Source organism: Catellatospora tritici, assembly GCF_019083965.1.
Taxonomy (GTDB): Bacteria; Actinomycetota; Actinomycetes; order Mycobacteriales; family Micromonosporaceae; genus Catellatospora; species Catellatospora tritici.
This window is the reverse complement of the sequence record NZ_JAHRCY010000005.1, coordinates 226,339-239,634: the sequence shown is the minus strand read 5'-3', so window position 1 is coordinate 239,634 and position 13,296 is coordinate 226,339. Positions and strand designations below refer to the sequence as shown.

12 protein-coding genes are annotated in these 13,296 nt (G+C 71.5%); 11 read left to right on the top strand and 1 reads right to left on the bottom strand.

All coding sequences use genetic code 11. The annotated features are described in order from the left end of the window. Positions 1 to 36 precede the first annotated feature (36 nt). The 9 genes from kdd (at position 37) to KUA19_RS13360 (ending at position 10,162) form a co-directional block, all read left to right on the top strand. A complete protein-coding gene (kdd, locus tag KUA19_RS13400) occupies positions 37 to 1,110 on the top strand; it encodes an L-erythro-3,5-diaminohexanoate dehydrogenase (RefSeq protein WP_217396284.1) in 1,074 nt (357 codons plus the stop codon). 4 nt (positions 1,111 to 1,114) lie between these two features. Continuing rightward, positions 1,115 to 2,665 (top strand): amidohydrolase, encoded by a 1,551-nt coding sequence (locus KUA19_RS13395; RefSeq protein WP_217396283.1) that lies wholly within the window; start codon positions 1,115 to 1,117, stop codon positions 2,663 to 2,665. Further along, positions 2,652 to 4,241, top strand: coding sequence for a lysine 5,6-aminomutase subunit alpha (gene kamD / locus KUA19_RS13390; protein WP_217396282.1), 1,590 nt, complete (start codon positions 2,652 to 2,654; stop codon positions 4,239 to 4,241). The genes KUA19_RS13395 and kamD overlap by 14 nt, the downstream gene beginning before the upstream one ends. After that, positions 4,238 to 5,002 (top strand): lysine 5,6-aminomutase subunit beta, encoded by a 765-nt coding sequence (gene kamE, locus KUA19_RS13385; RefSeq protein WP_308167430.1) that lies wholly within the window; start codon positions 4,238 to 4,240, stop codon positions 5,000 to 5,002. Before kamD ends, kamE begins: the two co-directional genes overlap by 4 nt. A gap of 76 nt (positions 5,003 to 5,078) precedes the next feature. Further along, positions 5,079 to 5,462: a 3-aminobutyryl-CoA ammonia lyase gene (gene kal, locus KUA19_RS13380; protein WP_217396281.1), complete on the top strand. Its 384-nt coding sequence runs from the start codon at positions 5,079 to 5,081 to the stop codon at positions 5,460 to 5,462. A 1-nt stretch (position 5,463) separates the two neighbouring features. Then, positions 5,464 to 6,795, top strand: a complete 1,332-nt coding sequence (locus KUA19_RS13375; RefSeq protein WP_217396280.1) for a glutamate mutase L — start codon at positions 5,464 to 5,466, stop codon at positions 6,793 to 6,795. Between the two features lie 405 nt (positions 6,796 to 7,200). Continuing rightward, entirely contained in the window at positions 7,201 to 8,808 is a 1,608-nt protein-coding gene (lnt, locus tag KUA19_RS13370; protein WP_308167434.1) for an apolipoprotein N-acyltransferase, read from the top strand. A 25-nt stretch (positions 8,809 to 8,833) separates the two neighbouring features. Continuing rightward, positions 8,834 to 9,619, top strand: coding sequence for a polyprenol monophosphomannose synthase (locus KUA19_RS13365; RefSeq protein ID WP_308167429.1), 786 nt, complete (start codon positions 8,834 to 8,836; stop codon positions 9,617 to 9,619). A gap of 24 nt (positions 9,620 to 9,643) precedes the next feature. After that, positions 9,644 to 10,162, top strand: coding sequence for an FxsA family protein (locus KUA19_RS13360; RefSeq protein ID WP_217396277.1), 519 nt, complete (start codon positions 9,644 to 9,646; stop codon positions 10,160 to 10,162). Positions 10,163 to 10,225: 63 nt separating this feature from the next. Here the strand turns inward: KUA19_RS13360 and KUA19_RS13355 are convergent, their stop codons facing one another. Continuing rightward, the gene (locus tag KUA19_RS13355; RefSeq protein WP_217396276.1) at positions 10,226 to 10,564 is read right to left on the bottom strand and encodes an RNA polymerase-binding protein RbpA; all 339 of its coding nucleotides are present in this window, start codon (positions 10,562 to 10,564) and stop codon (positions 10,226 to 10,228) included. Positions 10,565 to 10,760: 196 nt separating this feature from the next. Here KUA19_RS13355 and KUA19_RS13350 point away from each other — a divergent pair, with 196 nt between their 5' ends. Next, complete coding sequence (locus KUA19_RS13350; protein WP_217396275.1) at positions 10,761 to 12,248, top strand: peptide MFS transporter; 1,488 nt, start codon at positions 10,761 to 10,763, stop codon at positions 12,246 to 12,248. Between the two features lie 14 nt (positions 12,249 to 12,262). Then, entirely contained in the window at positions 12,263 to 13,246 is a 984-nt protein-coding gene (locus KUA19_RS13345; protein WP_217396274.1) for a hypothetical protein, read from the top strand. Positions 13,247 to 13,296 lie beyond the last annotated feature (50 nt).

Sequence of the window (13,296 nt, the reverse complement as noted above, 5' to 3'; positions counted from 1 at the left end):
GCGGGAGAGCGTCACTTTTTGAGGGAGAACCGGACAATGACGTCACCGATCGGGCTGCACCGGGTGCTGGAGCCGAAGGGCGTACTGCCCCAGGCGGCACTTCGGTTGGACAATTCGGCGGAGATCGGGCAGGACGAGGTCCGGATCTCGGTCGAGCGGCTGAACCTCGACGCCGCGAGCTTCCGGCAGCTGGAGACCAAGCACGCGGGCGACGGCGCCGCCGTACGCGCCGAGGTGCTTGACATCATCGGCAGCCGCGGCAAGATGCAGAACCCGGTCACCGGCTCGGGCGGCATGCTCATCGGCACCGTCGAGGCGGTCGGCCCGCAGTCGCCGCTGGGCCTGAGCGTCGGCGACCGCGTCGCGACCCTGGTCTCGCTGACGCTGACCCCGCTGTCGGTCACCGATGGCCTCAAGCGCTGGGACGGCCGCAGCGAGCAGGTCCCGTGTGAGGGTCACGCGATCCTGTTCGCGCGTTCGATCGCCGCGGTGCTGCCCGCCGACCTGGATCCGGAGCTGTCCCTGGCGGTGATGGACGTGTGTGGCGCCCCGGCGTTGACGGCCCGGGTGGTGCGCCAGCACGCCGAGCGCGGCAACGCCCCGTCCGTGGCGGTGATCGGCGGGGCGGGCAAGAGCGGTTCGCTGTCGCTGGCCGCGGCTCGGGCGGCGGGTGCGGCCCGTACGGTCGGGATCGTGCCGGTGGAGCGCGAGCGGGCGCTGTTGGAGCCGACGGGCCTGGCCGATGTGGTGGCTCTCGCGGATGCCCGGGACCCGGTGGCGCTGGCGGACGCGGTGTCGGCGGCGTTGGGTGGTGCGGCGGACGTGACGGTGGTGTGCGTGGACGTGCCGGGTTGTGAGCACGGGGCGATCCTGTCGACGGCCGACGGCGGCACGGTGATCTTCTTCTCGATGGCGACGAGTTTCGCGGCGGCCGCGTTGGGTGCCGAGGGTCTGGCCGCGGATGTGACGATGCTGGTGGGTAACGGTTACGTGCCTGGTCATGCGGCGTACGCGCTGGGTCTGCTGCGGTCGGTGCCGGCGGTTCGGGAATTGTTCGAGTCCCGGCTGCGGCAGGAGTCCTCGGCGGGTGCGCCGGACACGGCACACTGACCTCATGCAGACTTCGGTGACCCCCCTGCCGGCGGAGCCCACGACGCTGTGGTGCAACGCTGTGGTTCGCAGTCCCGCTGATCCGGCGGCGACGGCGATGTTGACGCGCGGTCAGACGATCGTGTGGCTCGGCCCCCTGTCCGACGCGCCGAGCGCGGATGTTCGGGTGGATCTCGGTGGTGCGTTGGTGACGCCGGCGTTCGTGGACGCGCATGTGCATGCCACGGACACGGGTCTGGCCTTGGCGGGCCTGGATCTGTCGGCGGTGCGTAGCGCGACGGACCTGTTGAAGGCGGTGTCGGGGTTCGCCGACGGGCTGGGCCAGGACGCGGTGGTGCTGGGCCACGGGTTCGACGAGAGCACCTGGGGTGCGGCGCAGACCCCGCCCACGGCGGTGGAGCTGGATCGGGCGGCGGGTGGGCGCAGCGTGTACCTGTCGCAGGCGTCGATCCATTCGGCGCTGGTCTCGTCGGACCTGCTGGCGCTGGCGGTCGGGGTGCCCGGCTACGACGCGTCCGGCTGGGTGCGTCGCGACGCCCATCATGTGGTGCGGGAGCGGGCGTTCGGGCAGATCACGACGGTGCAGCGGCAGCAGGCGCAGGTGACGGCCCTGCGGCATGCGGCGTCGCTGGGTATCGCGGCGGTGCACGAGTGCGGCGGCCCGGGGACGTCCAGCGAGACCGATTTCACGGATCTGCTGCGCCTGTCCGGCCAGGGCCTGCCGGAGGTGTACGGGTTCTGGGGCGAGCTGCTGGGCGCGGCCAAGGCCCGGGAGCTGGGTGCGGTCGGTGCGGGCGGGGACCTGTACGCCGACGGGGCGCTGGGTTCGCGGACCGCGCACGTGACGAAGGCGTACCTGGACGGGGAGCAGGGCTGCGGCCACGGTTACGTCACCGCCGAGCAGGTGCGTGACCACCTGTTGGACTGCCATGCGCACCGGATGCAGGGCGGCTTCCACGCGATCGGCGACGAGGCGATCTCCACGGTGGTGGCGGGGTTCGCGATGGCGGAGCAGAAGCTGGGCGTGGACGCGATCCGTGACGCCCGGCACCGGGTGGAGCATGCCGAGATCATGGACAAGCGGCTGATCGCGGCGTTCGTGGAGTTCGGGATCGTGGCGAGCATGCAGCCCGCGTTCGACCGCCTGTGGGGTGGCACCGGGCAGATGTACGCGCAGCGGCTGGGTGTTGAGCGCAGCCTGGCGTCCAACCCGATGGGGCAGATGCACAACACGGGCGTGGCGCTGGCGTTCGGCTCGGACAGCCCGGTGACGCCGCTGGATCCGTGGGGCAGTGTGCGGGCGGCGGTGTGGCACTTCAATCCGCAGCAGCGGATGAGTCCGAAGTCGGCGTTCGCCGCGCACACCCGTGGTGGTTGGCGGTCGGTGCACCGTGACGGCGAGGGGGTGCTGGTGCCGGGGGCGCCGGCGACGTTCGCGGTGTGGCGTGCCCCGGCTGGTCTGGCGGGAACCCTTCCGATGCTTGGGCAGCATGATGAGCTGCCGGTTTGTGTCCGTACCGTCCTTCGTGGAGAAACGATCTATGCACAGCAATAAGCTGCATCTGGACCCGGAGCTGGTCGCTCGTGCTCGTGCCTTGGCGGCGCGGGCCGGGCGCCCGGTCGTGGAGTTGGCCCGTTCGCACACCACCGTGTCGGTGGAGCGGGCGGTGTTGCGGTTGGCCGGGATCACCGGCGCCGACGCCGACGGTATTCCGTGGGTGAACCGCCTGGTCGACGCGGTGCGCGCCGATGTGGGGTTGGGGCACGGGGTGGCGTTGCCGGTGTTCCACGCGGTGGCCGAGCATGGCCTGTCCGGGTCGGGTGCGGACCTGACGTTGTTGGCGCAGAAGGCTGCGTCGGGGTCGTTGCGGTTCGACCTGCCCCGCGGCAAGGCGGTCACTGCGGCGCGCAAGGCGTCGCGGCGGTCGGTGGCCGCGGGGATCAGGCAGGTCGACCGTAACCGGGTCGAACGCGACAAGATGATCAAGAAGTATGGGGATCCGAAGCAGCGGCCGTGGATCTACCTGATCGTGGCGACCGGTGACATCTACGAGGACATTCCGCAGGCGCAGGCCGCCGCCCGCGCGGGCGCCGACGTGATCGCGGTGATCCGCTCCACCGGCCAGTCGCTGCTGGACTACGTGCCCGAGGGCGCGACCCGGGAGGGTTTCGCGGGCACGTACGCCACGCAGGAGAACTTCCGGCTGATGCGCGCGGCCCTGGACGAGTCCAGCCGGGAGCTCGGCCGCTACGTGCGCCTGACCAATTACGCGTCGGGTCTGTGCATGCCGGAGATCGCGACCCTGGCGGGGTTGCAGCGGCTGGACATGATGCTCAACGACTCGATGTACGGGATCCTGTTCCGGGACATCAACCCGATCCGTACGTTCGTCGACCAGCGGTTCAGTCGCCAGATCCACGCCCGTGCCGGGATCATCATCAACACCGGTGAGGACAACTACCTGACGACCGCCGACGCGGTCGAGGCCGCGCACACGGTGACGGTGTCGCAGCTGCTCAACGAGTACTTCGCGCACGAGGCCGGGTTGGCGGACTGGCAGCTGGGCCTCGGCCACGCGTTCGAGATCAACCCGGAGCTGCCGGAGTCGTTCCGCCTGGAGTTGGCGCACGCGCTGTTGGCGCGGGAGCTGTTCCCGCACGCGCCGCTGAAGTGGATGCCGCCGACCAAACACATGACCGGTGACGTGTTCCGCGGCAACCTGCTCGACGGTTTCTTCAACCTGGTCGGCACGCTGACCGGGCAGGGGATCCTGTTGGTCGGGATGATGACCGAGGCGGTGGTGACGCCGTGGCTGTCCGACCGTGACATCGCGCTGCAGAACGTCCGGTATGTGCTGGGTGCGGCCGGGAACCTGCACGAGGACTTCGTGCCCGCCCCGGGCGGGTTCATCCAACAGCGGGCGCATCAGGTCCTGGACGAGGCGATCGACCTGCTGGCCCGGATCGAGGACGACACCCTGCTGAACGCGATCGCCGACGGCACGTTCGGGATCATGAAACGGCCCGCGAACCGGGGCAAGGGCCTGGACGGGGTCGCCGCGCACGAGGACGGCTACTACAACCCGGCCACCGACATCCTGGAGGCGCCGGCCAAGGGGGAGCAGCAGTGAGCACGGTCATCCGCCCGTACGGCGACACCACCGGCGACGGCATGACCCAGGTCAGTTTCACGCTGCCGCTGCCGCACGACAAGAAGGCCGAGGGTGCGGCGCTGCAGCTGGCGGCGAAGATGGGCCTGGACCCGGCGATGCTGGTGCACGCCAAGCAGATGGGTGACGGGTTCACCTTCTTCGTCGTGTACGGGTCGGTGCGGCACCTGGTCGAACTCGACAAGGTGCAGGTCATCGAGCGTGACTTCCCGCTGCTGGGCGCCAAGGAGGTCAACACGGTCGTCAAGCAGAAGCTGCGCCGCAAGCTGTCGGTGGTCGGGGCGACGATCGGCACCGACGCGCACACCGTCGGCATCGACGCGATCCTCAACCTCAAGGGCATCGCCGGCGAGAAGGGCCTGGAGTACTACCGGGAGCTGAAGGTCGTCAACATGGGCGCCCAGGTGACGGTCCCGGAGCTGGTCGCCGCGGCGAAGGCGGAGAAGGCCGACGCGGTGCTGGTGTCGCAGGTCGTGACGCAGCGCGACGCGCACCTGCACAACACGCGGGAGATGTCGGCGGCGTTCCGGGAGGCGATGCCGGCCGACAAGCGGCCGCTGCTGATCGTCGGCGGGCCCCGCTTCGATGAGCTGATGGCCGGTGAGCTGGGCGTGGACCGGATCTTCGGCCGGGGCACGACGCCACGTGAGGTCGCCAGCTACCTGGTGCACGCTTTGATCACCCAGCGCGCCGAGCGCAAGAAGGAGAAGGCAGCCGCATGAGCGAGCGAAGCGAGCGAATCATGGAGTGCAGCGCGGAAGTGCCCCGTGCCGAATACGCGCGAAGCGGGGTTTCGGCATGAGCGTCGGACTGAATGTGACCCACCGCCGGTATGTGCCGTACAGCCACGCCCACTACGCGGGCAACCTCGTCGACGGCGCGTACGCACTCGCCGCGTTCGGGGATGTCGCGACCGAGGTGTGCATCCGCACCGACGGGGACGAGGGCCTGTTCGCGTCGTACTCCGATGTGCAGTTCAGGGCGCCGATGCGGGCCGGGGACGTGCTGGAGATCTCGGCGACGGTGACCCGGATGGGCACCCGCAGCCGCACCATCGACTTCGAGGCGCGGGTGGTGTGCCGGGGCCGCCCGGACGTGTCGGAGTCGGCGGCGCAGGTACTGGACCCGCCGGTGGTCGCGGTGACCGCGACCGGCACCGTGGTCGTGCCGCCCAAGGCGTGACGTGCTGATCTGCTGCGTCGACGTCGGGTCGACGTTCACGAAGGCGGCGCTGGTCGACACCGGCGACGGGCGGCTGGTCGCGACCGGGTCGCACCGCACCACCGTCGGCACCGACGTGCTGCACGGCCTGGACGCGGCCGTCGCGGCGACCGGGCACACCCCCGACGGGCTGCTGGTGTGCTCGTCGGCGGGCGGTGGACTGCGCCTGGCCGTGATCGGGTACGAGCGGCTGGTCACCGCGCAGGCCGGGCACCGGGTCGGGTTGTCGGCCGGGGCGAGGGTCGTCCACGTCGCCGCCGGAGTCCTGGACCGTGACGGCCTGGCCGCGCTGCGGGCCGCCCGACCTGACGTGGTGCTGCTGGTCGGCGGCACCGACGGCGGTGACGTCGACACGATCACCGCCAACGCGACCCGGCTGGCCAAGGCCCGGTGGCGGGTCCCGGTGGTGCTGGCGGGCAACGCCGACTGCCGTGAGGAGCTGTTCGCGCTGCTCACCGGGGCGGGGGTGCCGACGGTGGCGGTGGCCAACGTGCTGCCCGCGATCGGGACCCTGGAGCCGGGGCCGGCGCGGGCGGCGATCCGGCAGGTGTTCCTGCAGCACGTCATCGGCGGCAAGAAACTGTCGCGGGGGCCCCGGTTCGCGTCGCTGGTGCGGGCGGCGACCCCCGACGCGGTCCTGTCGGGGGTCGAGCTGCTGGCGTCGGACCTGGGTCAGGATCTGCTGGTCGTCGACGTCGGTGGGGCCACCACCGACGTCTATTCGGTGCTGATCCCCGACGCCGAGCAGCTGGCCGGGGTCCGCGACGAGGTCGCCGGGACGATGTGGGCGGCCCGTACGGTCGAGGGGGACCTGGGGATGCGCTGGTCTGCGCCCGGGGTCGTCGCCGCGGCGGTGGGGGAGAAGCTGCTGCCCCACGACGACACCCACGCGCTGCAGCAGGCCGCGGATCTGCGGGCCGAGCATCCCGGGTTCGTCGCCGACAGTGCCCTGGAGCAGGCCGTGGACTGGCGGCTGGCCGAGCTCGCGGTGGCGGTGGCGCTGCGCCGCCACGCCCGCGGCGAGGCCGTCGTGGTCGGCGGGCCGCGCCGCGGTGGCCGTGACCTGCGTGACGTGGCGCTGGCGATCGGGTCCGGCGGGGTGCTGCGGCACAACCCGCCGCTGGTCGCCCAGCGGATCATGGCGGCGGGGCTGGGTGACAGCGCGGGCGGGTGGCCGCTGCCGCGCGCGCCGCGTACGGTCGTCGACGCGTCCTACATCCTGGCCGCGGCCGGACTTCTGGCCGCCGAACATCCGGCCGCCGCGGCGGCCCTACTCGCCGCTGAGCTGCGCTGACGAGTCCCCGGACGGGTAATGGTCACGCTGCGTACACGCATGCTGAAATTGACCCGGCGGTGGGCTCACGCGTACCGTCGTAAGGTCCTCCGCCGCAACGATCGGCTCGATGTTTTCGGTTCGATGGTGCGGCAGGCGGCAGGCGGTGGCCAGTAGACAACGACCCGACGCCCGGCAGCCGGCCAGGCGCGGATCGGCCCGAAGGTCACCGGCCGCGGCCGCTTGCAGGAGTTGGGGAGTGCGGGGCGCGGCCGTCGGCCGCGCCCCGATTCTTGTGTAGCCTGTGCAGCACCCCGGGTGTGATCTTCGGTCGGGGTGGCGCGACGCGCCCGGCTGCGACAGATAGGTGATGTGGTGACGGTGCAGACCCTCGCCCCCACGACCCCGCCCGGCCCGCCCGCCCCTGTGCCAGGTGGCGGTCCGCGGCTGTGGACCGCGCTGGTGCTGGCGGTGGTGTCGGGGCTCGCGCTGCTGGTGTCGTTCCCGCCGTACGGCCTGTGGTGGGCCGCGCCCGTCGGGGTGGCGGGCCTGGCGGTGGCGGTGCATGGGCGGCGGCTGCGCGCCGGTGCCGGGCTGGGCCTGGTCACCGGGCTGGTGTTCTTCGCGCCGCTGCTGGCGTGGACGAACCTGCACGTCGGGTACGCGCCGTGGCTGCTGCTGGCCGTGTTCCAGGCCACCTACCTGCTGCTGCTGGGCCTGGCCCTGGCGTGGGTGAGTCCGCTGGCGACCCGGCGGCCGGGCCTGTGGCCGCTGGCGGTGGCGCTGCTGTGGGTGGCGCAGGAGGCGCTGCGGGACCGGGCGCCGTTCGGCGGGTTCCCGTGGGGCAGGCTCGCGTTCAGCCAGGCCGACGCCCCGACCCTGATGCTGGCCCGCCTCGGCGGCGCACCGCTGGTCACGTTCGCGGTCGCGCTGGCCGGTGGCCTGCTGGCCGCCGCGTGGCTGGCCCTGCGCCCGGTCCGGCTCACCGAGGCAGTCGCGGACCCGGCGGCCGGTGCCGTCGCGTCCGGGCGACGCTGGGGGGCTGTCGCGGCGTACACGGGTGCGGCGCTGGTCGTGGTGGGTGTCGGGCTGGCCGTGCCCACCGCCGAGCCGAACGGCAGCCCGGTGACGGTCGCGATCGTGCAGGGCAACGTGCCCCGGCTGGGGCTGGAGTTCAACGCGCAGCGGCAGGCGGTGCTCAACAACCACGCCCGCGCCACCACGGATCTGGCCCGACGGGTGGCCGCCGGTGAGGTCGCCCGGCCGGACCTGGTGATCTGGCCGGAGAACGCCTCCGACATCGACCCGCTGCGCAACATCGACGCCGCCGCCGCGATCGACGCGGCCGCCACCGCGATCAACGCCCCGATCCTGGTCGGCGCCGTGCTGTCCGGGCCCGAGGCGGGGCAGTCGCGCAACGCGGGCCTGGTGTGGCTGCCGCGCCAGTCGGCGTACGGGCCGCCGTCGCAGATGTACCTCAAGCAGCATCCGGTGCCGTTCGCCGAGTACCTGCCGCTGCGCCCGATCGTCGAACCGATCGCGCAGGCGATCACCAACCAGGCGAAGCTGCTGCGCACCGACTTCGTCGCCGGGACCGCCCCCGGGGTGCTGACGTTGGGTCCGGCGAAGGTCGGCGACGTGATCTGTTTCGAGGTCGCCTACGACGACGTCGTCAACGCCACCGTCCGGTCGGGGGCGCAGCTGCTGGCGGTGCAGACCAACAACGCGACGTTCGACATCGCCGAGGCGACACAGCAGCTGGCGATGGTGCGGCTGCGGGCCGTCGAACACGGCCGGGACAGTCTCATGGCCTCAACCGTCGGTGTGTCCGGTTTTGTAACTGCTGACGGTTCTGTGCATGATGCAACTGATTTCAATACCGAAGCGGTGGTGGTACGGCAGCTGCGGCTGAGCACCGGGTCCACGCTCGCGACCAGGGTCGGTGCGTGGCCTGAGGCCGCCGCGGCGCTGGCCGCGGCGCTGGTGCTGGTCGCGGCGGGTGTGCTGCGCCGGCGCCGGAAGCGCGGAGCGTGACCGGCCGGACGTGAGGGAGGCCCCCGTGGGCGATCGAGACGGCGACGACGGCTATCCGGGCGTGGGCCGGGTCCTGGTGATCATCCCGACGTACAACGAGAAGGAGAACATCGTCTCGATCGTCGGCCGGGTCCGGGCGGCGACCCCGCAGGTCGACATCCTGATCGCCGACGACAACAGCCCTGACGGCACCGGTGTGATCGCCGACGCGATGGCCGCGGCCGACGCCCGGATCAAGGTGCTGCACCGGCCCGGCAAGCAGGGCCTCGGGGCGGCGTACATCGCCGGGTTCGGGTGGGCCGACGAGCACGGCTACGACGCGGCCGTGGAGATGGACGCCGACGGCTCGCACGCCCCCGAGCAGCTGCCGCTGCTGCTGGACGCGCTGCGTGGCGCCGACGCGGTGATCGGGTCGCGGTGGACCAAGGGCGGCAAGGTCGTCAACTGGCCGCTGCACCGGCTGCTGCTGTCGCGGGGCGGCAACCTGTACACCCGTACCGTGCTGGGCATGGGGGTGCGCGACGCGACCGGAGGCTACCGGGCGTACCGCACCGACGTGCTACGCAAGATCGAGGTCGAGTCGGTGGCGTCGCAGGGCTACAGTTTCCAGGTCGAGCTGACCTGGCGGACGTTCCGTCACGGCTTCCGGATCGTGGAGGTCCCGATCACCTTCGCCGAGCGCGAGCACGGCGCGAGCAAGATGAGCGGGTCTATCGTGAAGGAGGCGCTGTGGCGGGTCACCGTGTGGGGTGCCCAGGCTCGGCGGGACGCGCTGCGTCGCGCGTTCAAGCCCGGCGACCGCTGGCCGTGAGGTCGGCGCGGAGGTGAACTGGATTTGCGCAGGCTGCGGTGGGTTCCGGCGGCTGTCCTGTTGGTCGGGGCGGTCGAGTTCCTGATCTTCCTGTGGCTGTCCGCGCAGATCGGGCCGTTGCGGGCGGTGCTGCTGGTGGTGGCCCTGTCGGTACTGGGCATCGTGCTGATGCGTCGTGAGGGGATGTCGGCGTGGCGGCGGCTGCGGGCGGCCCGGCAGGGCGGCGACCCGCGTGGCGAGCAGGCCCTGGACGCGCTGGTCGGGTTGGCCGCGGCGCTGCTGCTGGTGATCCCGGGGCTGCTGACCGGCCTGCTGGGGCTGCTGTTGCTGATCCCGCCGGTGCGGCGGGCGGTGCGGGCGCGGGCCCGGGTGGCGACGGAGAAGCGGATCCCGGCGGGTACGGCCAACAGCGTGTTCGGGCCGCGTCGGGTGCGGGTGAGCACGACCACCCCGCCGCACCACCCGCCCGTGCAGACCCCTGGTCCGGTGTCGAACGCCGGTTCGGGGCCGTCGGAGGTCATCGAGGGTGAGATCGTCGACTGAAGCGGATCATGCCGAAAGGGCGCCCCGGATGTCCGGGGCGCCCTTTCGCTGTTCGGGACGGGGTCAGCGGCCGCGTTTGGTGCGGACCTCGGCCAGGCGCTCGTTGAGGATCTCCTCGAGCTCCTCGATGGAGCGGCGCTCCAGCAGCATGTCCCAGTGCGTACGCGGCGGCTTGACCTTCTTCTGCTCCGGCTCGGTGCCGTCGACCAGGCGGGCGACGCTGCCGTCGAACTTGCACTCCCACATCGACGGGACCTCGGCGTCGACGGCGAACGGCACCTCGAAGCGGTGGCCGTTGGCGCACTGGAATTCGCGGGTCTGCCGGGGCGCGAGTTCGGTGTTGCGGTCCGACTCGTAGCTGACGGCTCCCAGTCGGCTTCCCCGCAGCATGCGCTCGCCCATACCAGCTCCTCACGTTGAGAACGACTACCCGGTGGTGCAACACGCCGCACCGTTTCAAGATTCCCTCTTTGGTGACGCAGCGTGTCGTAGAACTGTAGCGGTATCGGATTCGTGAGACCGCCTCACCCGTACCCCCGACCGCGATATCGTCCGATTGGAGAAGTTTTGCGGGGAACATCACATCCGGGGAGACGCGATGGCCACCACCACGGCACCGGCCGCCAAGCCGGTCAAGACCTGGATGGGCCACCCCGGCGGGCTCGTCGTGCTGTTCCTCACCGAGATGTGGGAGCGGTTCAGCTTCTACGGCATGCGGGCGATCCTGACCCTGTTCCTGGCCGCCTCGGCGACGGCCGGCGGCTTCGGGATGACCGCCGCGTCGGCGGCGGTGCTGTACTCGATCTACAACTCGATGGTCTACTTCATGGCGCTGCCGGGCGGCTGGATCGCCGACCGGCTCCTGGGCACCCGCCGCAGCGTCCTGTACGGCGGCATCGTCATCGCGCTGGGCCACTACAGCCTGGCGGCCGGTTCCAAGGCGATGTTCTACCTCGGCCTGGTGCTCATCGTGCTGGGCACCGGCCTGCTCAAACCCAACATCTCCGCCATGGTCGGCGAGCTGTACGACAAGCACCCCGAGATGCACGAGTCCCGCCGCGACGCGGGCTTCACCCTGTTCTATCTCGGCATCAACCTGGGCGCGTTCTTCGCCCCGCTGCTGACCGGCTTCTTCGCCGCCAAGAACGACTGGCACCTGGCGTTCGGCATCGCCGCGGTCGGCATGACCCTGGCCGTCATCCAGTACCTGTTCGGCTACCGGCGGCTGGAGGGTGTCGGCCTCAAGGCGCACAAGCCGCTGCAGGCCCATGAACGCAACAAACTGCTCAGGATCGCCGCGGTCGTGGTGGCGATCATCGCGGTGCTGCTCATCGCCGACATCGCCGCCGGGACGTTCAAGGCCCAGCACGTCATCGCCGCGTTGACCCTGATGGCGCTGATCGTGCCGGCGGCGTACTTCCTGATGATGTTCCGCGACAAGTCGCTGACCACCCAGGAACGTTCCCGGGTCAGCGCCTACGTGTGGATCTTCATCGGGGCGGCGCTGTTCTGGATGATCTATGACCAGGCGGGCAGCCTGGTGAGCCTGTTCACCGAGAACGACGTCGACCGGCAGGTCGGCAGCTTCGAGATCCCCACCGCCTGGTTCCAGTCCATCAACCCGGTGCTGATCCTGCTGCTCGCGCCGGTGTTCGCGTGGATGTGGACCCGGCTGGACCGGCGCCAGCCCGGCACCCCGGTCAAGTTCTCCTGGGCGCTGCTGGGCATCGGCCTGTCGTTCCTGGTCATGGGTGCCGCCGGGGCCGCCGCGGGCCGTGGTCTGATCTCCCCGTGGTGGATCGTGCTGGTCTACTTCATCCAGACCTGCGCCGAGCTGCTGCTCAGCCCCGTCGGCCTGTCGGTCACCACCAAACTCGCGCCGCTGCGCTACGCCAGCCAGGTCATGGGCCTGTGGTTCCTGGCCTCCTCTGCGGGCAACGCCCTCAACACCTGGGTCACCCCGCTGGCCGAGAAGCTGCCCGCCGGCGTCTACTACGGCGGCCTGGGCCTGCTGGCGATCGCGGTCGGTATCTGCTTCTGGTTCGGCTCGCGCAGGATCGGCCAGCTGATGCACGGCGTGCACTGAGGAGACCCGACCCGATGAGCCACGACACCGCCACCCTGGACCTGCGCCGCGACACCGGCGACGAGGCCATGGCCCGGCTGCACCGCGACCTGACCGACCTGGCCCGCCGCTACCCGGCCGAACCGGTCACCGCCGTGGCCGGGCAGCTGCTGGAGACCCAGGAACTCGGCTTCACCGCGCTGGAGTCCGGACCCGACCCCGACCGGGACCGGCACCGCTACGCCCTGGTCGCGATCGCGACCGGGCTGATGGCCCACGTCGGCCACGACCTGGGCCGCGCCCACCAGGCGATGGCCTTGGCCCGCACCATGCACGCCTGCGCCGACAACGCCGACCATCCGTGCCTGCGCGCCTGGGCCCGGGGCATGCAGAGCCTGATCGCGTTCTGGGCCGGGCGCCCGCAGGAGGCGGTCCGGTTCGCCGAGTCCGGCGCCGCCCTGGCCGCCGAGACCACCGGCACCGTCACCTGCTGGCTGGCCGGCGCGCAGGCGCGGGCCCAGGCGATGCTCGGCGCCGTCGAACCGACCCGCCTGGCCCTGGTCCGCGCCGACGACCTGCGCGAACGTCACGCCAGCGATGACCTCGACGCCGTCGGCGGGCAGCTGACGTTCAGCCCGGCCCGGCAGCACTGCTACGCCGCGCAGGCGTACGCGCTGCTGCCCGAATGCGCCCCGCAGGCCGCCCACGAGGCCACCCGGGCTCTGGCCCTGTTCGGGTCCGGCCCGGCCGAGCAGCGCTCCTACCGTGACGAAGCCGCGGCCAGGTGCGCGCTGGCGCTGGCGCGGGTGCACACCGACGAACCCGACGGCGCCCGCGACGCCCTGGCCCCGGTGCTCGCCCTCGACCTGCCCCGGCGGGTCACCGAGGTCATGGTCAGCGTCGACCGGGTCTACACCGCCCTGCGCGACCGCCGCTACGCCGACGCGCCCGTCGCCCGCGAACTACGCGACGAGATCGAGTTCTTCGCCCAACGCCCCGCCTCGGCGCTCACCAACTGACGATCCCGCGCCGCCGCGGGCCGGATCGTTGCTGCAGTTTCGGGGAAAAT

Excerpts from the sequence above, each read along its gene's own strand:
- kdd (WP_217396284.1), top strand. The coding sequence starts at position 37 with ATGACGTCACCGATCGGGCTGCACCGGGTGCTGGAGCCGAAGGGCGTA.
- KUA19_RS13395 (WP_217396283.1), top strand. The coding sequence starts at position 1,115 with ATGCAGACTTCGGTGACCCCCCTGCCGGCGGAGCCCACGACGCTGTGG.
- kamD (WP_217396282.1), top strand. The coding sequence starts at position 2,652 with ATGCACAGCAATAAGCTGCATCTGGACCCGGAGCTGGTCGCTCGTGCT.
- kal (WP_217396281.1), top strand. The coding sequence starts at position 5,079 with ATGAGCGTCGGACTGAATGTGACCCACCGCCGGTATGTGCCGTACAGC.
- KUA19_RS13355 (WP_217396276.1), bottom strand. The coding sequence starts at position 10,564 with ATGGGCGAGCGCATGCTGCGGGGAAGCCGACTGGGAGCCGTCAGCTAC.
- KUA19_RS13350 (WP_217396275.1), top strand. The coding sequence starts at position 10,761 with ATGGCCACCACCACGGCACCGGCCGCCAAGCCGGTCAAGACCTGGATG.
- KUA19_RS13345 (WP_217396274.1), top strand. The coding sequence starts at position 12,263 with ATGAGCCACGACACCGCCACCCTGGACCTGCGCCGCGACACCGGCGAC.